The 21,835-nt window shown below is 65.4% G+C and carries 22 protein-coding genes; 8 read left to right on the forward strand and 14 right to left on the reverse strand.

Features of this window, described 5'->3' with window-relative positions; translation table 11 throughout:
* Window positions 1-17: 17 nt before the first annotated feature.
* Together HHL13_RS17400 and HHL13_RS17405 are read right to left on the reverse strand one after the other, a co-directional pair.
* Window positions 18-1,679, reverse strand: a complete 1,662-nt coding sequence (locus tag HHL13_RS17400) for an FAD-dependent oxidoreductase (RefSeq protein WP_346775583.1) — start codon at window positions 1,677-1,679, stop codon at window positions 18-20.
* A gap of 88 nt (window positions 1,680-1,767) precedes the next feature.
* Window positions 1,768-2,118 (reverse strand): hypothetical protein, encoded by a 351-nt coding sequence (locus HHL13_RS17405; RefSeq protein WP_169557178.1) that lies wholly within the window; start codon window positions 2,116-2,118, stop codon window positions 1,768-1,770.
* Between the two features lie 309 nt (window positions 2,119-2,427).
* On the opposite strand from HHL13_RS17405, the gene HHL13_RS17410 reads away from it, so the two are divergent.
* The gene (locus tag HHL13_RS17410; RefSeq protein WP_169557179.1) at window positions 2,428-2,826 is read left to right on the forward strand and encodes an EVE domain-containing protein; all 399 of its coding nucleotides are present in this window, start codon (window positions 2,428-2,430) and stop codon (window positions 2,824-2,826) included.
* Between the two features lie 7 nt (window positions 2,827-2,833).
* Here the strand turns inward: HHL13_RS17410 and HHL13_RS17415 are convergent, their stop codons facing one another.
* From HHL13_RS17415 to HHL13_RS17430, 4 genes are all read right to left on the reverse strand, one after another.
* Window positions 2,834-3,700, reverse strand: a complete 867-nt coding sequence (locus HHL13_RS17415) for a rhamnogalacturonan acetylesterase (RefSeq protein ID WP_169557180.1) — start codon at window positions 3,698-3,700, stop codon at window positions 2,834-2,836.
* A gap of 86 nt (window positions 3,701-3,786) precedes the next feature.
* Complete coding sequence (locus tag HHL13_RS17420; RefSeq protein ID WP_169557182.1) at window positions 3,787-4,356, reverse strand: hypothetical protein; 570 nt, start codon at window positions 4,354-4,356, stop codon at window positions 3,787-3,789.
* A gap of 127 nt (window positions 4,357-4,483) precedes the next feature.
* A complete protein-coding gene (typA, locus tag HHL13_RS17425) occupies window positions 4,484-6,307 on the reverse strand; it encodes a translational GTPase TypA (RefSeq protein ID WP_169557184.1) in 1,824 nt (607 codons plus the stop codon).
* Window positions 6,308-6,426: 119 nt separating this feature from the next.
* Window positions 6,427-7,392 (reverse strand): hypothetical protein, encoded by a 966-nt coding sequence (locus HHL13_RS17430; RefSeq protein ID WP_169557186.1) that lies wholly within the window; start codon window positions 7,390-7,392, stop codon window positions 6,427-6,429.
* A gap of 269 nt (window positions 7,393-7,661) precedes the next feature.
* On the opposite strand from HHL13_RS17430, the gene HHL13_RS17435 reads away from it, so the two are divergent.
* Complete coding sequence (locus tag HHL13_RS17435) at window positions 7,662-8,228, forward strand: NAD(P)H-dependent oxidoreductase (RefSeq protein ID WP_169557188.1); 567 nt, start codon at window positions 7,662-7,664, stop codon at window positions 8,226-8,228.
* Here the strand turns inward: HHL13_RS17435 and HHL13_RS17440 are convergent.
* Complete coding sequence (locus HHL13_RS17440) at window positions 8,225-8,962, reverse strand: helix-turn-helix transcriptional regulator (protein ID WP_169557190.1); 738 nt, start codon at window positions 8,960-8,962, stop codon at window positions 8,225-8,227. The genes HHL13_RS17435 and HHL13_RS17440 overlap by 4 nt on opposite strands.
* A 97-nt stretch (window positions 8,963-9,059) precedes the next feature.
* On the opposite strand from HHL13_RS17440, the gene HHL13_RS17445 reads away from it, so the two are divergent.
* Window positions 9,060-9,440, forward strand: coding sequence for a VOC family protein (locus tag HHL13_RS17445; protein ID WP_169557191.1), 381 nt, complete (start codon window positions 9,060-9,062; stop codon window positions 9,438-9,440).
* Between the two features lie 6 nt (window positions 9,441-9,446).
* Here HHL13_RS17445 and HHL13_RS17450 read toward each other — a convergent pair whose 3' ends face one another.
* The gene (locus HHL13_RS17450) at window positions 9,447-10,382 is read right to left on the reverse strand and encodes a hypothetical protein (RefSeq protein WP_169557193.1); all 936 of its coding nucleotides are present in this window, start codon (window positions 10,380-10,382) and stop codon (window positions 9,447-9,449) included.
* Between the two features lie 120 nt (window positions 10,383-10,502).
* On the opposite strand from HHL13_RS17450, the gene HHL13_RS17455 reads away from it, so the two are divergent.
* From HHL13_RS17455 to HHL13_RS17465, 3 genes are all read left to right on the forward strand, one after another.
* The gene (locus tag HHL13_RS17455) at window positions 10,503-10,859 is read left to right on the forward strand and encodes a hypothetical protein (RefSeq protein ID WP_169557195.1); all 357 of its coding nucleotides are present in this window, start codon (window positions 10,503-10,505) and stop codon (window positions 10,857-10,859) included.
* A 101-nt stretch (window positions 10,860-10,960) separates the two neighbouring features.
* Window positions 10,961-12,160, forward strand: a complete 1,200-nt coding sequence (locus HHL13_RS17460; protein ID WP_169557196.1) for a toxic anion resistance protein — start codon at window positions 10,961-10,963, stop codon at window positions 12,158-12,160.
* Window positions 12,161-12,165: 5 nt separating this feature from the next.
* Window positions 12,166-12,867: a hypothetical protein gene (locus HHL13_RS17465; protein ID WP_169557198.1), complete on the forward strand. Its 702-nt coding sequence runs from the start codon at window positions 12,166-12,168 to the stop codon at window positions 12,865-12,867.
* Here the strand turns inward: HHL13_RS17465 and HHL13_RS17470 are convergent.
* Window positions 12,864-13,289, reverse strand: coding sequence for an Rrf2 family transcriptional regulator (locus HHL13_RS17470; RefSeq protein WP_169557200.1), 426 nt, complete (start codon window positions 13,287-13,289; stop codon window positions 12,864-12,866). The two genes, HHL13_RS17465 and HHL13_RS17470, sit on opposite strands and share 4 nt — an antisense overlap.
* Before the next feature lie 88 nt (window positions 13,290-13,377).
* Between HHL13_RS17470 and HHL13_RS17475 the strand changes: the two genes are divergently transcribed.
* Window positions 13,378-14,157 (forward strand): methyltransferase domain-containing protein, encoded by a 780-nt coding sequence (locus HHL13_RS17475; RefSeq protein ID WP_169557201.1) that lies wholly within the window; start codon window positions 13,378-13,380, stop codon window positions 14,155-14,157.
* A gap of 95 nt (window positions 14,158-14,252) precedes the next feature.
* Here the strand turns inward: HHL13_RS17475 and HHL13_RS17480 are convergent, their stop codons facing one another.
* Genes HHL13_RS17480 through ubiA form a run of 3 tightly spaced genes read right to left on the reverse strand, consistent with a single transcriptional unit; the run spans window position 14,253 to window position 17,323 of the window.
* Window positions 14,253-15,029 (reverse strand): 3'(2'),5'-bisphosphate nucleotidase CysQ, encoded by a 777-nt coding sequence (locus HHL13_RS17480; protein WP_169557203.1) that lies wholly within the window; start codon window positions 15,027-15,029, stop codon window positions 14,253-14,255.
* On the reverse strand, window positions 15,022-16,368 hold the full coding sequence (locus HHL13_RS17485) for a metallopeptidase TldD-related protein (RefSeq protein ID WP_169557205.1): 1,347 nt from the start codon (window positions 16,366-16,368) through the stop codon (window positions 15,022-15,024). Before HHL13_RS17485 ends, HHL13_RS17480 begins: the two co-directional genes overlap by 8 nt.
* Before the next feature lie 31 nt (window positions 16,369-16,399).
* Window positions 16,400-17,323 carry a 4-hydroxybenzoate octaprenyltransferase gene (gene ubiA, locus HHL13_RS17490; protein ID WP_169557206.1) on the reverse strand — a complete coding sequence of 308 codons (924 nt, stop codon included), beginning with the start codon at window positions 17,321-17,323 and terminating at the stop codon, window positions 16,400-16,402.
* Window positions 17,324-17,453: 130 nt separating this feature from the next.
* Between ubiA and HHL13_RS17495 the strand changes: the two genes are divergently transcribed.
* The gene (locus tag HHL13_RS17495) at window positions 17,454-17,861 is read left to right on the forward strand and encodes a DUF2147 domain-containing protein (RefSeq protein WP_169557208.1); all 408 of its coding nucleotides are present in this window, start codon (window positions 17,454-17,456) and stop codon (window positions 17,859-17,861) included.
* A 186-nt stretch (window positions 17,862-18,047) separates the two neighbouring features.
* Here HHL13_RS17495 and ppc read toward each other — a convergent pair whose 3' ends face one another.
* Both ppc and HHL13_RS17505 read right to left on the reverse strand, forming a co-directional pair.
* Window positions 18,048-20,720 carry a phosphoenolpyruvate carboxylase gene (gene ppc / locus HHL13_RS17500; protein WP_169557210.1) on the reverse strand — a complete coding sequence of 891 codons (2,673 nt, stop codon included), beginning with the start codon at window positions 20,718-20,720 and terminating at the stop codon, window positions 18,048-18,050.
* A gap of 55 nt (window positions 20,721-20,775) precedes the next feature.
* Window positions 20,776-21,774: a L,D-transpeptidase gene (locus tag HHL13_RS17505; protein ID WP_169557212.1), complete on the reverse strand. Its 999-nt coding sequence runs from the start codon at window positions 21,772-21,774 to the stop codon at window positions 20,776-20,778.
* Between the last annotated feature and the right edge of the window lie 61 nt (window positions 21,775-21,835).

A 21,835-nucleotide genomic window follows, 5' to 3' on the forward strand; every position in this document is an offset into this window, starting at 1 on the left:
ATGCGGGCAAGTCCCGTCTATTCGGCCGCCTGCGCCAGGTTTAACCCTTCCAGATATTTGTGGATGGCAGAGACCACCACCGATCCCTCGCCCACGCCCGATGCGACGCGCTTGACCGATCCCGAGCGGACATCGCCTACCGCGAAGATTCCCGGTTTCGACGCTGCGAAGGTCGCGCCTTCCGCCGTCACGACGAAGCCCTGCGCATCGAGTTCGACACAGCCGTCGAGCCATTTGGTGTTGGGCGCTGCCCCGATCATCACGAACAGCCCGCCGACGTCGAGGCAATGCTCCTTCCCGCCCTTCTCGACCCATTTGAGCGCGGTCAGATGCTTCTCGCCCTTCAGCTCGGTCACTTCGCAATAGGGGTGCAGGCTGATCTTCTCCGACGCTTCGATCCGCTCGATCAGATAGCTCGACATGGTCTCGGCCAGTCCCTTGCCGCGGACGAGGATGTGGACGTGCTTCACCGTGCGCGCGAGGAAGATCGCGGCCTGCCCCGCGGAATTGCCGCCGCCGATCACCACGACTTCGGTGTCGGCGCACAACCCGGCTTCCATCGCGGTCGCGGCGTAGTAGATGCCGTTGCCTTCCAGCTCGCAGTAACGCGGCAGATCGAGCTTGCGGTAGCGCGCGCCGGTGGCGACCACCACGGCACGCGCCTTCACCGACTTGCCATGTTCGAGTTCCACGGTGAACGGCACCGCGCTGCAATCGAGACCGGTCGCGCCGCGTGCCACCAGCAGCTTCGCGCCGAACTTCTGCGCCTGAACCTGCGCACGCCCGGCCAGCGCCTGCCCCGAAATGCCGGTGGGGAAGCCCAGATAATTCTCGATCTTCGAACTGGTCCCGGCCTGCCCGCCCGGCGCGGTGCCTTCGATCACCGCGGTGTCGAGGCCCTCCGACGCGGCATAGACCGCCGCCGCCAGTCCCGCCGGGCCGCCGCCCACGACCACCAGATCGTGAACATGCTCTGGATCGATCGCGACCGTCAGCCCCAGCGCGTCGGCCAGCGCCGCGTTGCTCGGGTTGCGGTGCGCCCGGCCTTCGCAAACTACCACCGGCAGGTCTTCTTCGGTCAGCTCGAAACAGTCGAGAAAGCCGCCGGCATCGATATCGACTTCGGTATCGATCCGGCGATGGGGATAGCCATTGCGGGTCAGGAAGGTCTCGATCCGCCCCATATTGGCCGAATGGCCCGGCCCGATCAGCGTCACCCCGCCCTGTTCGTGCAACATTAGCCCGACACGGCGCAGAATGAAGGCGCGCATGATGATCTCGCCGATGTCAGGCTCGGCCGCAATCATCCGCTGGAAGTCGCGACGCTTGACGCGCAGCACGCGGCTGCCCGGCACGGCGCGGCCGGTGACGAGAATCTTGCGGTCGTTGAACAGATCGAGTTCGCCGGTGAACTGGCCCGGCGTGTGGGTGTGGACGACGTGGCGTTCGCCTTCGTCGTCGCTCTCCAGCACTTCGATCCCGCCTTCGAGGCAGAGGAAGAAGTCGACGCTGCGCTCGCCCCGTTCGAACAGCATCGCGCCATCGGGCAGCTTTTCCTCACTGCCGAACGCGATCACTCGCTCAAGCATCTCCGGCGCCAGCGCCGGAAAGGTCTGCGCCATGCGCTGATACGGATCGGAGGGGTCGGGCCGCTGCCCGTTCGAATCTGTCTGTGCCACGCGGCCACCATATCAGCCGCGAGGGGCGTGGCGAGCCATACGATCGGATGAGAGCGCGGCCCCGGTGGATCCGCGCCCTCCCGATGCCTTAGCGGCAGTAACGAACGCGGACGTAGCGGCCTTCCCAGTCGTCCCATACGCGGCGGATGCGGCAATTCTCATAGCCGCGATAGCGGCGGTAATTGTCGCGGTAATAATAGCCGTTGCGCGGATAATAGCCGCGCTCGCGATAATAGCGGCGGTCGTAATCGTAGCGGCGGTCCTGCGAGAGCGCGGCGCCGATCGCGATGCCGGCGATGCCGGCGACCAGCACTTCGCCGCCGCGATCCCGGTCGCGATAGTGACGATAGCGCTGCGCATCGGCAGGGGCGGCCGCAGCAGTCAGCGCGGTGACGCCCAGAACGGCGCCCAGCGCCGCCTTGGTGGCAAAGTTCAACATGACATTCCTCCTCACTCATACTGGCGCCAGTTTCGCCATCCCGTCGGCGAGTCGCGGCGCTGAGGTAGAAAGAGGTAACGTTCGGGGGCTGAACTGGTTCGGAATCGGGTGTTCAGCCCTTGTTTAGGCGGTGCCGCCCGCAGCCATTCCAACGATGCTTCGCATCGCCGGAACCTTGGGCCGCTCCGCCCGCTCCCCCGCCCGGCCACCCATAGAATAACCTTGTTGGGTGGCCGGGCGGGGGAGCGGACTGGCACCGCACCGTTTCAGCCTTGCTGAAACGAACAAAGGCCCGCTAACCGGGTGCGCATGAACTATTGGCTGCTCCGCTCCGAACCCGATGTCTATGGCTGGGACGACCTGATCAAGGAAGGCGCGACCGAATGGAACGGGGTGCGTAACTACACCGCGCGCAATTTCCTGAAGGACATGCAGCCGGGCGACCAGGCGATCTTCTATCATTCGAACACCGAAAAGGCTGCGGTCGGCATCATGGAGATCACTCGCGCCTGGCAGCCCGACGGCGACGACGGCAAATGGGCCAGCGTCGCGGTGAAGCCTGTCGCCAAGCTGGCCAAGCCCGTGCCGCTGGCCGATATCAAGGCCGAACCCCGCCTTCAGGCGCTGGAGATGATCCGCCAGTCGCGCCTGTCGGTCACCCCGGTCCGCGCCGACGAGTGGAAGGTGCTGCTGGAAATGGGCGCCTGACGCCCGTTTACTGCACCAGCATCCGCCGCATCTTCGGCACCTGAACCGCCAGTTCGGCGGTGACCATCGCCGAGAAGAATTCCGCGCCCTCCGGGCCGAGATGGGTATAGTCGAACGACAGCTTGGCATCGCCCATCGGCTCGACCGTGGCGTTGGCCTGCGGGGTGGCTGTCGCGGCTGGTGCAGTCGAAGCGATGGTCGTACCTGACAACGCCGCCGCCGCGATATCCGGCGAAGGCGGCCGCTGCGCGAAGCGGTTGGCCATCGATGGCCCCATCGCCTGCACCGCCGCATGGCTGCGCGCATTCAAATCGACCAAAGGAACGTCCATTTCCTTCGCTATCGCGCGGATCGATGCCGACCACGGCTCTAGGTCGTTTTCCAGCTTCCCGTCCTTGAACTGCCTGCGGGTCAGCGGCGTCACCAGCACCGGCACCGCGCCCGCCGCCCGGACTTCGCGGACATAACGGCGCAGATTGTCGGGGAATTCGGTCGCGAGATCGGTCGAGCGGCCCGGCTTTCCCGGCTGGTCGTTGTGCCCGAACTGGATCAGCACCCAGACGGTGTCGAAGCCGGGCGCCTTCATCTCCGACAAAGCGAGGTCCCACGATCCCTCGGCGCGGTAATTATAGGTGCTGCGCCCGCCCCGCGCCATGTTCACGCAGTGCAGGAACGACGTGACATGGTTCGCGCAGAACGCCCCGCCCCATCCGCTGAGCGACTGGGTGGTCGAATCGCCGACAAGGACCACCTTGGACGCCTTGATCGGCGTGACCGGCGGCCGTTCACCGACGCCCGGCACAGCAGGTGCGGTCTGCGCCAGTGCCGGAAACGCCACGGCCATCGCCATCGCCGCGCACAACATCATCCGCATTCCGCCTCTCCCGCTATTTCGGACAGGCTATTGGACACCGGTGTCAATCGCAAGCGGGCATATCGGGCTTCCCACAGCATACGGTTTTACGGGATCGGACCGGCGCCCGACACGGGATCCTCCAGCGGAATCGGGATACGGTTCGACTTGTCGGGCTTACCCCTGAACAGCCCCGCCACGCCCGATCCGATATCGCCTGCCAGCGCGAACGGATTGGTCGCCTCGCCCTGTGCCTCGCAGCAGCTGTCGGGATCGATCACCTTGCCGATCAGCCGCACCAGCGCCGTGCCGCCGCCGAACAGGTCGACGCCGGTCGTGCAGCCCTGACTCCGCGCCGCGCAGGGGGCGACACTCGCCTCCAGCGCGCCCATGCCACTCAAATAGGGATTGCTCGGCATCGGCCGGTCGGGCGGTCCGCGCTCGCCTGGCAAGGGAAGCCGCGGGCTCGCCGCGACGGTGCTGCCGCAAACCACGATCTCGTCGCGCACCGGATTGCCCGTCACCGAAGCGCAGGGATCGACGAGGATCGACCAGCGCTGCGTGCCGTCGCTGTCGGTCGAGGGCGCGGACACCGAAGATCCGGCAGGGGCCGAAGCCTTGTCCACGGGCGGCGCATCCTGCACGCCCGCCGCCGCAAGCATCATCGCGAAGATCATCCAACACCTCCCGACCCGTGAGGCGCACAGACAAGCATGGGACTGAAGCGCAATTGCGGCAGGCCCGAAACAGGTTCGACGCCGCACCCCCGGGGATGCGACGCCGAACCTTCGTCCAAAGCTGGGATCAGGCCGCGACCTTCGCCCGCGACGCCTTCTTGCGCTCGTGCGGATCGAGGTGGCGCTTGCGCAGGCGAATCTTCTTCGGGGTCACTTCGACCATCTCGTCGTCGTCGATATACGCGATCGCCTGTTCCAGCGTCATCTTCTTCGGCGGGGTCAGGCGGACGGCGTCGTCCTTGCCGCCCGATGCGCGGAAGTTGGTCAGCTGCTTCGCCTTCATCGGATTGACCTCAAGGTCTTCCGTCTTGGCATTCTCGCCGATGATCATGCCTTCATACAGCGCTTCGCCATGACCGACGAACAGGATGCCGCGATCCTCGAGCGGGCCAAGCGCATAGGACTGCGCCTCGCCATTGCCGTTCGAGATCAGCACGCCGTTCTTTCGGCCTTCGATATTGCCCTTGTGCGGACCGTACTTCTCGAACAGCCGGTTCATGATGCCGGTGCCGCGCGTGTCGGACAGGAATTCGCCGTGATAGCCGATCAGGCCGCGCGACGGCGCCGAGAAGGTGATACGGGTCTTGCCGCCACCCGACGGACGCATGTCGGTCATCTCGCCCTTACGCTGGTTCATCTTGTCGACGACCGTGCCCGAATGCTCGTCGTCCACGTCGATGACGACGGTTTCGTACGGCTCGGTCTTGTTGCCGTTCTCGTCCTGACGGAACAGCACGCGCGGGCGGCTGATGCCCAGTTCGAAGCCTTCGCGGCGCATCGTTTCGATCAGCACGCCGAGCTGAAGCTCGCCGCGGCCGGCCACTTCGAACGAGTCCTTGTCCTCGCTCTCGGTCACCTTGATCGCGACGTTCGATTCGGCTTCGCGCTCCAGACGGTCGCGGATCATGCGCGACGTGACCTTCGAACCCTCACGGCCCGCCATCGGCGAATCGTTGACGGCGAAGCGCATCGACAGCGTCGGCGGATCGATCGGCTGCGCCTGGATTGCTTCGGTGACCGTGGTGTCGGCGATGGTGTTCGACACCGTCGCGACGGTCAGGCCGGCGATCGAGATGATGTCGCCCGCGCTGGCTTCGTCGGTCGGCACCCGGTCGAGACCCTGGAAGGTCATGATCTTCGACGCGCGGCCGGTCTCGATCACATTGCCCGCCATGTCGAGCGCGTGGATCGGCTGGTTCACCTTGACCGTGCCCGACTGGACGCGGCCCGTGAGGATGCGGCCGAGGAAGTTGTCGCGATCCAGCAGCGTCACCAGGAAGGTGAACGGCGCGTCGACTTCGAGCGACGGCGGCGGCACGTGATCGACGATCTTCTGGAACAGCGGACGCAGCGTGCCTTCGCGCAGGCTCGGGTCCTCATTGGCATAGCCGTTGCGGCCCGACGCGTAGAGCACCGGGAAATCGAGCTGCTCGTCGGTCGCGTCGAGCGACACGAACAGGTCGAACACTTCGTCGAGCACTTCCTGAATGCGCTCGTCCGGGCGGTCGACCTTGTTGACCACCACGATCGGACGCAGGCCCAGCTTCAACGCCTTGCCGGTTACGAACTTGGTCTGCGGCATCGCGCCTTCCGACGAATCGACCAGCAGGATCACGCCGTCGACCATCGAGAGGATGCGCTCCACTTCGCCGCCGAAATCGGCGTGGCCCGGCGTATCGACGATGTTGATGCGCGTGCCTTCCCACTCGACCGACGTCGGCTTGGCGAGAATCGTGATCCCGCGCTCCTTTTCGAGGTCGTTCGAATCCATCGCACGCTCTTCGACGCGCTGGTTGTCGCGGAAGGTGCCGGACTGGCGGAAAAGCTGGTCGACTAGCGTGGTCTTGCCATGATCGACGTGCGCGATGATCGCGACGTTGCGGAGGTTCATTGATGTGTCCTGGATGCCGCGGGTGTGCGGTTCGCGGGGGCGCATAGCGGAAATGGTGCGCTGCGGGAAGAGGCTGTGTCCCAACCCGCGCCTGCTACGAGACCGGCGAAAAAAGCGCCCTAGGAAGCGCCACCGGTCCTAGGCAGGGTTTTCAGGACCCAGTCAGGAAGTTCATATTCCGAAACACAGCGATAGTCCCAGACGTTCGTGAATTCAGAAAGGACTACTTTTCCGAGGGCCTCGTCAGCATCAATCACGAGCTGCGGCCTCTCCGTTGAAACGACGCCATGAAGGTAGAAACCGGTGTAGATCAGGTCGTCTATCACCAAAATCGGTATCGATATATTGGTTTGGAAATATCTTATTTTCGTACCATTCAAGTCATAACGCCTCGTCTTTAAGGCGAGTATATTTCCATCGATGCCATTTTTTACATCATCGGAGCCTCCCAAAATATTCTTCAAATCCACCGAATATGCGCGATGCGAAACTTCGGCTGACGGGTCTTGGATAGCGATCCGCACATCAACACGATCAGATATTTCGCAAATCTGATTCATGAAATTTGCCAGGTTTGGATCCCACCAGTCCAATAACCATACACGGGATTTAGCGCCCTTAATCTGATCCCCAATTTCCCTTATGCTTCTTCTGGACTGAACCGCATGAAGTCCCAATAAATTCTGCCTGTTCTGGCTGGTGATATAATCAGCGAGGAAATGCCTATTCTGCTGGGCGACCACAGTTGCAATCGCGATATGCTTCTCTCGATCCGACACTTTGCGATAGAAAATTTCCAGGCACATCGCGATCAAGGACACCGCAAACGCATTGATCAAAAACGACATTAAGAGGTCGTAGATACCTCCCGCGATTTGCGGGTCCTGAAATTTCTGGAGTGATGCAATCGCGATCAGGAGGCCGATATTGGCCAAAATCAGAGCCCGGCGGCGGATCCATTCGAGCAAGCTGGCTTCTTCGCTAACAGTATCGGATTGTTGTTCTGATTGCCCCGTCATGTTCCTCCCCCAAGGACGTAACGCGCACTTCAATTCCATAATCAATAAACATGCGCTGGCGCGCAAGAACAATAATCGAGATATCTATCCGAATTGGACTGAAAATTCAGAATCGAAATCTGCACTTATTACGAACATGGGGCCATTTTCCTTTCCTTCGATGTGGCCGCCACAAGGATATAATTCCGGGCCGCCTGACTTATCGCAAAGCAGGCGGGCTCAAGGCAGTCCGATGCGGAATTTTGCAATCGGGCACCCGCCCGCTCAAGCCATCCCGCGCCATATTGCTTTCGCCGTCCGGCTTGGCCGATAGCCCGCGGTGAAAGGATTCAGCCATGCCGCCCCTCAACATCCTCGTTATCCTCGGATCGGTCCGCGAGGGCCGCATGGCGTTGCCGGTGGGCAATTGGGTGATGGAGCAGGCGGAGGACCGCGACGATCTGTCATGCGAACTGGTCGACCTGAAGGACTGGAACCTGCCCTTCTTCCCGCATCCGAAACCGCCGGCAGCGGGCAACTATGCCGATCCGCTCCAGATCCGCTGGGCGGAGAAGATCGCGAGCGCGGACGGCTATATCCTGATCGCGCCCGAATATAATCACTCGTCCAGCGCGGTGCTCAAGAACGCGCTCGACACGGTGTTCGCGGAGTGGAACCGCAAGCCGGTCAGCTATGTCGCCTATGGCGGCGCGGGCGGCGCGCGTTCGGTCGAGCAACTCCGCATGACTTCGATCGCGCTGGAGATGGCGCCGTTGAACAATGCCGTCCACCTGATCCGCCCCGGCGCAAAGCGCGACGGCGACCGGTTCAACGCCGATGGCTATGACCAGAAGGCTCTGGCGGCATTGTTCGACGAACTGGCGTGGTGGGGCCGGACGCTGAAGGCCGGACGCGAGGGCTAGGCCCGCTGGAAGTAGCGGCCGGGCGTCTCGCCGAACGCCGACCGGAATGCCGCGACGAAGGCGCTGGGCGTCGCATAGCCTGCGCTGGCCGCGACACGCTTTACGGACGCGCCCGCCGCAAGCTGCTCCATCGCCGCGAGCAATCGCGCCTGCCGCCGCCATCGGCCGAGGCTGAGCCCGGTCTCGGCAAGGAAGCGGCGCTCGAGGACGCGCAGGCTCATGCCGGCTTCCTCCGCGATCAGCCCCGGCGGAGCATCGCCCCGCGCCCGTTCGGCAGCTGCGCGCAGCGCCGGACTCTGCGGCTGGGGCAAGTCGAACGGCGGCACCCCGCGCTGCGCGATCTCGCCGCGGATCAACAGCGCCAGCGCCGCCTCGTGCGCGTCGCGCCCATCCAGCATCCCGATCTCGACCGTGCGCAGCACCAGCTCGCGCAGCAGCGGCGATACGCTGGCGACGGCACAATCTCCCGGCACATCGCCGGCCCATCCGGGTTCGAGATAGAGCGTGCGCAACAGGCTCGCCCCGGCAAAGCCGATCCCGTGCCGCACGCCACCCGGCACCCAGATCGCCCAGCTGGGCGGCGCGACCCATGAGCCGCGCTCGGTCCACACGCGCATCACCCCGCTCGCGGCGAAGATCAGCTGGTGCCAGTCATGGACATGCGGCGCGATTGCCTCGCCCGCGCGATGATCGCTGGCCTGGCTGCGCACCAGCAGGAAGGGCTCGTCGGCCACGCTACGCCGTTTTCGCGACATTGTGTGCCGGAATAGCGGGATTGCGGCGCAGTAGCGACCCCGCCACATTCGCGATCGACAGACAGGAGAGACCCGGATGCCCGCCAATCTCGCTTCCTTCGCGATCCATGCCGACGATGTCGATCGCGCCCGCCATTTCTACGAAGCCGTGTTCGGATGGGCGTTCGAGCCGTGGGGGCCGCCGGGCTTCTATCTGATCCATACCGGCACCGGCGACGCGCCGGGCGTACAGGGCCTCCTCCAGCAGCGCCATGTGCCGCGCACCGGCACCGGGCTGACCGGTGTCGAACCCACCTTCGGGGTGGACGATGTCGATGCAGTGGCTGCGCGCGTCACCGCCGCCGGGGGAACGATCACCATGCCGAAATCGGTGATCCCCACGGTCGGCGCGCTGATTCGCTTCCTCGATACCGAGGGGAACGAGATCGGCGCGATGCGCTATGAGATGCGCGGCTGAGCCGGATCAATAATCCTTCCACTCACTGCCCGGCCCCTCGGTCTGCGCCGAGATTCCGGTCAGCTTCAGCGCGTCGCCCTCAATGGCGAACTCCAGATTGGCGCGGCCGCCGGTGGCGCAGCAATTGGCGTCCGCGTCCTTCCAAAGGTCGGTCTCGGCGCCCATCGCGTCGCCGGTGAAACTGTAATCGACGCCGTGCCACACGCCGAGTCCCTTCGGCAGCCGCCCTTCCAGCGCCGCGTTCCACCCGCCCATGTCGATCTCGACCCAGCGGTCGCCGCGCTTCTGGTAGAGGATGTCGGCATTATGATCGCCGGTGCCGACCATCCGCCCGGGCACCCACAGCAATTTGCTCTCGGCATTGTAGCGCGGCGCTTCCATCATCACGCCTTCGAAGGTCCAGCCGATCAGCTTGGGAGCGCCCGGCTTGCTCGCGTCCCACAGCAGAACGCCGGTCGCACCGCCATCTGCTTCGGAAGCGCCGCTCTGGAATTGCCAGACGATCTTCGTCCCGTCGCCGTCGCGCAGCACGCCCGACATCGGCACGATGCAGTTCATGCTCAGCCATGCCGAGAGGCATTTGCTGCCCGTCGCCACCGAATTGGCGTCGCGCACCGCCGCGATGCCCTTCGCCCGAACGATCTCATTCTCCAGCTCGGCGATGCGGCTCTGAATCTGGTCGATCAGCGCCTCGCGGCCCAGGGGTTTGTCTTCGCCATCGGTCTGCGTCGCCAGATCCTCGCGAAACTGGCGCGCCCGCACCGCCCACGTCGCCGGACGCGAAGTGGCCGCCTCGACCCGCTTCTCCGTCGCCACCAGCTGCGCGTCGAGCCTCGCCAGATCGGCATCGGCGCACACCCGCTCGGCCAATGCGGCCGGCATCGAACAGGTCTGGGCCTGCGCGGAAAGCGGGGCAGTCATCGCGACAGAGGCAAGCAACACCAACGACCGGACCAACACCAGATTCCCCTCCTTCAAGATCGTGAAGTGAGGGTTTGGCACTGGATTTTGCGGGCGGAAAGAGGCTATTGTGTATTGCGACAATAATACACATTCGAGGTTATGGCGATGAAACGGGTGATGATCGTGGCCGCGGCACTGCTGGTCGCAGGGTGCGGCGGCAAGGTGACCAAGAGCCAGAGCGTATCCGCAATGCTTGAGGCCGATATTCCCTCGGGCAACGTGATCCTCAATTGCCGCGCGTCGAGCAGCGGTTCGTGCCACCTGCTACTGGTGACCGGCGAGAAGATCGAGCGCCTCTCCGCCGATGCCGGCAAGACCGCGACTGCGAGCGGCGTGACCGACACCACCCAATATTGCCTTCAGCAAAGCGCGCCGCAGAACGGCTGCCGCCTCCAGCCGCTGAATCAGGGCCAGCAGATCGTCCGCAGCGAGAGCAAATATACCGAGACCAACTAGCCTGCTCTTGGCGGCAAGCGACTGGTGTACTATATTTGCAATACACTTGATGCCGGTGCGAACTGCTCTAGATGTGGAGCACCGGTTTTTTGGAGGTTTGAATGGCAAGCGAGACGCAGGTGGCCGAAGCGGATCTGGTGCTCACGCCCCCCACGCCCGTAGCAGCGGTCGCGCCCGCGAAGGCCGCCGGACTCGTGCCGGTCGAGGATACGAAGAAGACCGAGTTGCAGACGCGGGTCGAAAGCTTCATCGACGATCTGATCGCGCAGGACGTGAACTCGCCCGAATTCGGCAAGCGGGTCGATGCGATCGCGGCGATGGGCCAGAAGGAAATCCGCGACGCCGCGGGCCAGTCGAACCGTTTCCTCGACCGCCCGGTGCGCGCGATGGATCAGGAAACCGGCGTCGGCGCCGATCTGCTCGCGCTGCGCAAAACCGTCGAGGAGCTCGATCCGGGCAAGAACGGCAAGCTGATTGGCGGCGGCGGCTTCCTCCAGAAGCTGTTCGGTTCGGGCCTGACCGGCTATTTCCGCAAATACCAGTCGTCGCAGAGCCACATCAACGCGATCCTCAAGAGCCTTGCCAGCGGCAAGGACGAGCTGTTGATGGACAATGCCGCGATCGACACCGAGCGCGCCAATCTGTGGACCTCGATGGGGCGCCTCGAACAGATGATCTATCTCTCCAAGGAGATGGACGCGAAGCTCGAGGAGAAGGCCAACGAGCTCGACCACACCGATCCGGCCAAGGCCAAGGCAGTGCGCGAAACCGCGCTATTCTATGTCCGCCAGCGCACCCAGGATCTGCTCACCCAGATGGCAGTGACGGTGCAGGGCTATCTCGCGCTCGATCTGGTCAAGAAGAACAATGTCGAGCTGGTGAAGGGCGTCGATCGCGCCTCGACCACGACCGTATCGGCGCTGCGCACCGCGGTGACCGTGGCGCAGGCGCTGACCAACCAGCGGCTGGTGCTGGACCAGATCACTGCACTCAACACCACTACGGCGGGCCTGATCGACTCGACCGGCGCGCTGCTCAAAAGCCAGTCGGCCGCGATCCATGAGCAGGCGGCAAGCTCGACCATTCCGGTCGAGACGCTCCAGCGCGCGTTCCAGAACATCTACGACACGATGGACGCGATCGACACGTTCAAGCTCAAGGCACTCGACAGCATGAAGACCACGGTCAACACGCTGTCGAGCGAAGTCGAGAAGTCGAAGGGCTATATCGCCCGTGCCGAAGGGGCGGCGCAGAACCAGGTCGGCGGGGGCACCGAAACCTTCAAGCTCGAGGCCCTGTAAGACTGATGACCGACGTCGATCGCGAACTGGCACGGGCCGATGCACTGCTGGAGCGGACGCGAGACCGCGCCGTTTCCCAGCGCACCCGCCGCAACAAGGAAGTCGAGTTCGCGAGGCGGCTCGGCCGGATTGCGGGCGCCGATGCGCTGATCATTATCGGCGCGATCGTGGTCGGGCTGTTCTACCCGCTGGGCATGATGGGCGCGCTGGGCGTGATGGCGCTGCTGATCCTCGCCACGGCCTTCTTCGCGATCATGCCCGTCAGCGCGCCGGTGACGGTCGAGGCGCTGGGCCAAGTGCCGCTCAAGGCGCTGCCGATGACCACCGAGCGCTGGCTGGAGACGCAGCGCCCCGCCCTGCCCGCGCCGGTACGGACCCTGGTCGATTCGATCGGAGTGAAGCTGGAGACGCTGGCGCCGCAGCTGGCCACGCTGAACGAGAGCGAGCCAGCCGCAGCCGAGGTGCGCAAGCTGATCGGCGAGCAGTTGCCCGAACTGGTCAAAGGCTATCAGCGAGTGCCCGAACCGCTGCGCAAGGTGGAGCGCAACGGGCTGACGCCTGACCAGCAGCTGACGCAGGGCCTGCAGCTGATCGACGACGAGATCGCGGAGATGACCACCCAGATCGCGCAAGGCGACCTCGACGCACTGGCGACGCGCGGACGCTATCTCCAGATCCGCTACAAGGACGACGAAATCGCGGGCTAAGCCCCGCAGCGGGCGTCGAACGCCGCCGCCAGTTCGGCGAGGCTGACCGAGCCAAGCCGTTCGATCAGCAGCTTTTCTGCCTCCGCCAGTGCATCCTCTACCGCCGCATTGACCACCTGCTCGACAGCGCAGGCGGGGTTGGGGTGCTCGTTGCCGATGGCGAAGATCCTCGGCCCGCCCACGGCTTCATGGACATCGAGCAGCGACACATTGGCGAGGTCGCTGGCGAGTACCCAGCCGCCGCCATGCCCCTTTTCCGACCGGACGTAACCGGCGTCGCGCAGGCCCGCCATCGTGCGGCGGACGACCACGGCGTTGGTCTGGAGCATGGCCGCGATAACCTCCGACGTCATCGGCCCGTCGTGCCGGGCCATATGCAGCAGCACGTGGAGCATGCGGGAGAGACGACTGTCCTTTCTCATCCCCGCAAGGTGGCGAAGGTGATGCGCAATTGGCAAGGGCCTCCCATCATGATACTTATGATGTTACATGATTCGCGAGGCCAATGGAATGAAGACGTTCGAGAATCCCGATCACTGGGACAATGCCGCCAGCCATTACGAGAAGACCGCCCACCCCTTCACGTCGATGTACGCAGAGGATGCGCTGGCGATGACCGCCATCACGCCGCAGAGCCGCGTGCTCGACATTGCCGCGGGAACCGGGGCGTTCGCGCTGGCGGCGGCGCGGAGCGGGGCGCAGGTGCTGGCGACCGACTTTTCGGCGGGCATGGTCGGGCGGATCGCGGCGGCGGGGCTGGCCAATGTCGAAGCGAAAGTGATGGACGGGCAGGCCCTCGACTTGCCGGACGCGGGCTTCGATGTTGTCGCATCGATCTTCGGCGTGATGATGTTCCCCGACTGGCGCAAGGGCCTGCGCGAGATGGCGCGAGTAACGCGGCCCGGCGGACAGGGCGTTGTCGCGACCTGGCAGAGCCGGGGAGCGGCGACCTTCCTGCTGCTGGGGCAGGTTCGGGCGAAGCTGTGGCCCGAGCGCGAGAGCATGCAGATGCCCGAAGCGGTGCAGGCGCTGAGCGATCCGGCGGACTTCGCGCGCGAACTGATCGCGGCGGGATACAAACATCCGCGTATCGAAAGCGCCACGCACGACTATCTGTTGGACGTCGCTGCGCTGGAAGCGCCTGACACGTTGTTCGGCATGTCGCCCGACTGGACCTCGCTGAGCGACGCCGAAAAGGCACAAGTTGTCACGGAAGTTGGCGTTGCCGCGGGGGATCGCGCGGTGCTGGCGGTTCCGTCAACGGCGTTGATTGGTGTAGCGAACCGCTAAATCTTCCCCCGCCAGGGGAGGCAAGCGGCCATTTCTGTTTCGTGTCCGCCCCCTCCGTCGCCTTCGGCGCCACCTCCTTTACGGGGGAGGATTGGTTACCGCTTCAACGCCCCTAGCGCCCGCTCCCGCAGCCGCTCGATCGCGGCATCGTGGATGCCCGGCACCGCCGCGACTACGCCGAAGGCTTCGCCATCCGGAGAGTTGAAGCTGACCGGCGCGCCCAGTGCATTCGTGACTTTCGCGCCGCTTTCGCGGGCGATCAGCACGGCAGCCGCGATGTCCCATTCGTTGCCCCAGCGCAGCGAGGCGACCAGATCGGCTTCGCCCGCCGCGACCATCGCGATGCGCAGGGCGATCGAATTGGGTTTGAAAACGGCGACGAGATCAGCGTCAACTTTGGGCAATTGATCTGCAGGGACGCGCGCGCCAGCCAGAACATTGCGCCGCGCGGCGTGGATGCGCTTGCGGTTGCGCGAGGCGCCCATCGCCATTTCGGCGAACCAATGCTCGTTACGCGCGGGGGCATCGAGCACACCGATCACCGGGCGGCCATCCTCGACCAGCGCCACCGACACCGCCCAGCCGGGGCGTCCGCGGATATAGTCGCGGGTGCCGTCGATCGGATCGACCACCCAGACGCGATCGGCCTCGAGCCGGTCGCGATTGTCGGCGGTCTCCTCCGACAGCCAGCCGGCATCGGGGATCAGCGCCTCGAGCCGCTGGCGGAGAAAGGCGTCGACTTCGAGATCGACTTCGCACACCGGGCTGCCGGGCACCTTCTCCCAGCGCCTGAAATCCGTCCGCCAGCGATCCATCGCCAGCTTTCCGGCTTCGGCGGCGATCGCCGCGACGGCTGCGCCCAGTTCAGTCACCCGCGATGGTCATCCCGTCGATGCGCAGGGTCGGGGCATTGATCCCGTAGCGGAATTCAAGGTCGCTTGCGGGGATCGCGGCGAGGAACATGTCGATCAGGTTCCCCGCGATAGTAATCTCCGAGACCGGACCGGCGATCTGGCCCTTGTCGATCAGAAAGCCCGCCGCGCCGCGCGAATAATCGCCAGTCACGCCATTGACCCCCTGCCCGATCAGTTCGGTGACGAGGATGCCCGTATCGATATCTGCGATCAACGCGTCGAACGACTGATCGCCCGCGCTCATCCACAAATTGCTGGGCGCGGCACCCGGCGCGCCCGCAATGCCGCGCGCGGCATGACCGGTGGGGTCGAACCCGAGCTGTCGCGCCGAGGCGCTTTCCATCAGCCACGTCTGAAGCACGCCATCTTCGACCAGCCGGCGCGGGCCGACCGGCAGCCCCTCGCCGTCGAACGGGCGCGAGCGCAGGCCACGCAGGCGGTGCGGATCCTCGTGCAAGGTAACGCCCTTTGCAAAGACCTGCTTGCCGAGATGCTCCTGCAGGAAGCTCGTCTTGCGCGCGATCGAAGAGCCGGTGATCGCACCGATGAAGTGGCCGAGCAGGCCCCCCGATACGCGGCGGTCGAACACCACCGGCATGGCGCCGCTGGCGACGCGGCCGGGATTGAGGCGCGAGACCGCACGCTCACCGGCCAGGCGGCCGATCGCGTCGGGCGCTTCGAGCATCGCGGCATGGCGGGCGGAGTGCCACGCGCTGTCGCGCTCCATCTCGCCGCCGCTGCCCGCGAGCACGCTGGCGGAGATCATGTGGCTGGTCACGGCATAGCCGCCAGTGAAGCCGTTGCTGGTGGCAAGCGCGGTGACCGAGCGGTTCGCGCTGGCGCCGCCGCCTTCGCTGTTGGTGACGCCCGGCACGGCGCGCGCGGCATCCTCCGCTTCCAGCGCGCGATCGCGCATCGCCTGCGGATCGGCGTCCGCGCTATCGTCGAGATCGAGATCGGGCGCGCTGCCGCTCAGCAACATCGCGTCGGGCGCGAGACCGGCCCAGGGATCCTCGGGGGCTTCGCGCGCCATCGCGAGCACCCGCTCGACCAGCGTGTCGAGCGAAGCCGAACTGAGATCCGACGTCGATACGCTGGCGGAGCGGTTACCAGAGAATACGCGCAGGCCAAGCTCGGCGCTTTCCGAACGCTCGACATCCTCAAGCGCGCCCATGCGGACGGAGACGGAGAGCGATCGGTCGGCGATCAGTACGGCATCGGCGGCGTCTGCGCCCGCGCGGCGTGCGCGGCCGACGATATCGTGGACGCGCTCGCGGGCCTGTTCGGTATTCAGCATCGATGCGACTTAGGGTCGCAACGCCGCAAGATCAAACCGTCTGACCCACGACGAGGCATGCGGCGAACATCAGCAGCCCCGCGAACCGGTTTGATCGGAAGCGGTCGAGCGCGCCTGCGCCGTCCTCGGGGCGGAGGGTCAGCACCTGCCAGGCGAGGTGCAGCGCAACGGGCAGCAGCGCGAGGAGCGCCAGCCATTCGGCGCGCATCTGCCACAGCGCCGCGCCCCACAGGATGAGGGCGAGGATGTAGAAAGTGGCGACGCCGGGCTTCACCTGCCCGCCGAGCCGCCGCGCGGAGGAGCGGACGCCGACCAGCGCATCGTCCTCGACATCCTGCAGCGCGTAGATCGTGTCGTAGCCGATTACCCAGAAGATCGAGCCGGCATAGAGCAGCAGGCCGGGCAGCCAGCCATAGGCCGCCACGCCGGTCTGCGCCCATGCGACCAAAGCCGCCCAGGAGAAGACGAGGCCGAGCCACGCCTGCGGCCACCAGGTGATCCGCTTCATAAAGGGATAGGCGGCGACCAGCACGAGGCTGGCCATCGCGACGATGGCGGCGCTGGGGGTCAGCTGAAGCAGGACGATCAGGCCGATCAGGCAGAGCGCGAGGAGCCAGACCCATGCCTTCTTGAGACTCACCGCGCCGCTGGCGAGCGGGCGGCTGCGCGTGCGGGCGACCTGACGGTCGAGATCGCGATCGACGATGTCGTTATAGACACAGCCCGCGCCGCGCATCGCGATGCTGCCGAGCAGGAACCAGAGGATCATGTCCCACCGCTCGATCGCGCGGCCCGCGAGCGCGATCGCCCATGCGCCGGGCCAGAACAGCAGCCACCAGCCGATCGGCCGGTCGAACCGCGCGAGCAGCGCATAGGGCCGCGCGGCCGCGGGCAGCAGCCGCATCATGCCGCGATGTTCGGTGTCGGGAACGATGTCCGCGGGGGGGGTGGTCATGTGCCAGCCCTATCCGCTCGCACGGGCGCACCGCAATGCTCTGGCGCAAAAGGGGTTCAGTTTGGGGCAAGCCTGATCCTGCCACGATTGCGCCTTTGAAACGGCATGTTGACCGCAGAGATTGGGCGCCATGAAGATTCGACTGTTTGCAATTGCCGCCAGCGCGCTGGTGCTCAGCGCCGCCGCCCCTGCCCAGCCCGCCGCCGGATTGCAGGGCGAATGGCGCAACACCAAGAATACGGTGCATATGAAGCTGGCCCCGTGCGGCAAATCGCTGTGCGGCACGGTGACCTGGGCGGCGGAGCAGCAGCGCGCCGATGCGCGCAAGGGCAGCGGCAGGGATTTGATCGGCAGCGTGCTGCTGCGCGACCTGCAGAAGGGCAGCGACGGGACGTGGCGCGGCAAGGTGTTCGTGCCGGACATCAACACCAGTGCTTCGGGCACGGTGACGCAGCTGAGCGGCGATCTGATCCGGGTTTCGGGGTGCACGCTGCTGGGGATCGTCTGCAAGACGCAGCATTGGCATCGGATCAAATAGGGCTGGTTCCCACTCTTTCCTCTCCCATAGGGAGAGGTATCGCAGCTTGGCAGCTTGGCAGCTTGCTGCCTTAGCGGAGGCAGGTGAGGGGTTTTGCCCTCTCGACGGCTCCCGAAACCCCTCAGCCAGCTCCGACTGGGGCCTGCTGAAGAAGCAGACCCTAGTCTACGCAAGGGAAGGCTGGCGTTACCCGCTGTTGCGCAGCGCGGTGGCGATTGCGTTGATCGACAGGAGGATGCCTTCGCCGATGCGGGCATCATCTTCGCCGGCACGGTGGCGCTTGAGCAGCTCGATCTGAAGCAGATTGAGCGGCTCGATATAGGGCAGGCGCAGCAGGATCGACGCTTCGAGCGCGGGATGCTTTTCGAGCAGGCGGGTCTGGCGAGTGACTTGCAGCAGGCCGTCATGCGTTTCCTGCCAGCCGTCGCGGATGCGGCTGAAGATGCCGTCGCGCAGGGCATCGTCCTCGACCAGCGCGGCGTAACGCGCGGCGATGCGCATGTCGGACTTGGCGAGCACCATTTCCATGTTGGCGAGCGTGGCGGCGAAGAAGGGCCAGCCCTCGGCCATTTCGCGCAACAGGCCCTTGTCCTCGAACGAGGAGAGCGCGGCGCCGACGCCGTACCAGCCCGGCAGCATGATGCGCGCCTGCGCCCAGCTGAACACCCAGGGGATGGCGCGCAGATCCTCGATCGCATCGGATTTCTTGCGGGACGCGGGGCGCGAGCCGATCTTGAGGCCGGCGATCTCGGCAATCGGGGTGGCCTGACGGAAGAAGCTGCGGAAGCCCTCGGTTTCATAGACGAGACCGCGATAGGCCTTGAACGCGCGATCCGAGAGCTGGTCCATCGCAGCAACGAAGCGCTGGGCGTCGGATGCGCCGAGCTTTTCCGGCTCGAGGCTGGCGAGCAGGGTCGCCGAGGTGACCGCCTCAAGGTTGGTCATCGCGCTGGCGCGGGTGCCGTATTTGGCGGCGATGACTTCGCCCTGTTCGGTGATGCGGATGCGGCCCTGCACCGTGCCCGGCGGCTGGGCGAGGATCGCGGCGTAGGACGAGCCGCCGCCACGGCCGACCGAGCCGCCGCGGCCGTGGAACAGCTGCATCGCGACGCCCGACTTCTCGAACACCCGCGAGAGCGCGGTCGAGCCGCGGCTGAGCTGCCAGGTCGAAGTGAGGTAGCCGCCGTCCTTGTTGCTGTCCGAATAGCCGATCATCACTTCCTGATGGCCGCGCTCGCCGGTGATCGCGGCGACTTCGGGCAGGCCGAGCCAGTGCTGCATGATGCCCGGCGCGCTTTCGAGATCGCCGATCGTCTCGAACAGCGGGATCGCCATGATGTGCGCCTGAGGCGGCTCGCCGGGGATGTAGAGGCCGGCTTCCTTGAGCAGCACATGGACTTCGAGCAGGTCCGAGACCGACTGCGCCATCGAGACGATGTAGTGGGTGATGCAGCCGCGGCCATAGCGCTTGTGCGCATCGGCGGCGGCGCGGACGATGGCGAGTTCGGAAGCGGTTTCCTCCGAATATTCGGCATAGGGGCTGGTGAGCAGGCGCGGGCCCGCGAGTTCGCTGCGCAAAAGTGCGACGCGTTCGTCCTCGGACAAAGCGAGATAATCCTCGCTGACGCCGGCGGTCTTGAGCAGTTCGGCAACGACGCGCTCATGGACCGCGCTGTTCTGGCGCATGTCGAGCGTGGCGAGATGGAAGCCGAAGGTCTCGACCGCGCGGATCAGCCGCCCGAGCGCGCCGCCGCTGGCGAGCGGGCCGTTACCTTCCAGCGTAAGGCCGCGCGCGATCGCAGTCAGCTCTGCGCGGAACTCGGCGGGATCGGCATAGGGCGCGGCGGCGAGCGGCGCGGGGCGCGGCGGAGCCTTGCCGATCAGCTTGTGATGCGTGGCCGAGAGGCGCGCATAGATGCCGGAGAGCGCGCGGCGATACGGCTCGTCCTGACGGCTGGCGGCGGTGTCGTGGCTGGCTTCGGCCAGTTCGAGGACCGAGGAATCGACCTGGACATGCTCGGTCGAGATCGACAGCTCGGCGCCGAGCGCATGGACCTGATCGAGATAATAGACGAACACGGTCTCCGCCGCGCGGGCCAGCGCATGGCGCATCGAATCGGCGGTGACGAAGGGATTGCCGTCGCGGTCGCCGCCGATCCAGCTGCCGGCGCGCAGGAAGCTCGGCGCGCGATCGCCAAGGGCGCGGTCCCAGCGGGCGTAGAGCGCGGGCAGCACGGGCAGGAACACATCGCGGAGGTAGGACAGCGCGGTCTCGACTTCGTCGGCCACGCCAAGCTTCTCGCGGCGCAGGACGCGGGTCTGCCACAGCAACGCGATCTGGCGAAGGATCGCATCGTCGATCCGGTCACCATCCTCGGTCTCTTCGAGGCCAAGATCCTTCAGCGCCATCAGTTCGGCGATGCGGTTCTTGTGGTCGATCATCGACTTGCGGCGCACTTCGGTGGGATGCGCGGTGAGGACGGGGACGATCAGCGCGTGATCGAGCAGCTGCATCACTGCCTCGCGGCCGATCCCGTCGGCCTTGAGGCGCTTCAGCGTGCTGGCGACATCCGCGCCGCTTTCGACTTCGACGCCCTGCCGGTCTTCGGCAAGGTTGGCGAGCATCGAGAAGAGCATGAAGCCGCGCGTGAAATCGAGCGTCTCGTCGAGGGTCAGCCGGTCGAGGCCCGGATCGACGGCATCGGCGCCGACCACGCCGCGATGGCGATCGACCGACGCGGCACGGATATATTCGATCCGCCGGAACAGCTCGTCCCCGCCATAGGCTCGAATGACGTCGCCGAGCAGGCGTCCCAAAAGGCGGATGTCGGGATTGTTCGCGATCGTCGGGCTGGCCATAGGGTCGCCTTGCTGCACCGCAGCAGCCGTAGCGTCAATCATCTTCTCGCAGATATCAGCGCCCGCTGGTGACACCGGTGTCTAAATAAGCAGCCGGTTCCGCCTCGATAACCGTGATCTGCTGGGGCCGGACAGTCGCACGCGCGGTGAGGCCGAGCGAATCGGGAATGACGATCATCGTCGTCCCCGGCCGCACGACTCCCGCCAGCGCCTGACGGAACAGATCGGTGCCCTGGAACGCGCCGCCATCGGGCGCGGCCATCGCGCTGGCCGTCGCCCGCTCGCCGCTCAGCGTCACCCGCTTCCAGCGATAATCGCCACCGCTCACGCTTTGCAGGACATAGGCCTGGGTGCGATCGACGACGCCATCGAACTGCACCGGCGCCGATCCGATCTCGATCCCGTTGCGCAGCACCACCATCCGGCGATCCGCGGCACTGACCACGATCGAAACCGGGCCATAGGGCGAAAGCTCGGGACGCCATGTCGTGGGCGCGAATGACCCGGAGGGGGGCTCGAACGCCGTTTGGGCGTTCGGCCCTACGCGAAGCTGCCCCGGCTGGTTGACAATCACCACGGTCATGCCGAGCGAGGTCTGATCGAACAGCAATTTGGCGAATTCGTGCGGCAGGCGGACACAGCCATGCGAAGCGGGATAGCCCGGCAGATTGCCGCCATGCAGCGCGATGCCGCGCCACGTCAGCCGCTGCATATAGGGCATGGGCGCATTGTTGTACGTGCTGGAGCGGTGCTTCACATTCTTCTGGAGGATGGTGAAGACGCCCTGCGGCGTGCGATGCCCCGCGCGGCCGGTGGAGACGGTGGAAACCGCGATCGGCACGCCGTTGCGATAGGCCACCAGCCGCTGGGTCGCGATGTTCACCACCACCAGCATCGGCCCTTCGGGTGCGATCTCGGGAACCCAGATGAACTGGCCGGGCTTGAGCCGCTCGACCGCGTCCATCACCGTGCCTTCGTCCAGCGGCTGAAGCTGCGCCGATCCGGCGGTGGCGAGAAGGGCGACGCCCGCGGTCAGGATCAGTGCCCGGATCATAAGGAATCACCCCTTGCTGCCGTCATGACGTCATATCAGCGGGCAGGAGAGTCGCAACCGG

It is taken from the genome of Sphingomonas sp. G-3-2-10, assembly GCF_012927115.1.
Taxonomy (GTDB): Bacteria; Pseudomonadota; Alphaproteobacteria; order Sphingomonadales; family Sphingomonadaceae; genus Sphingomonas.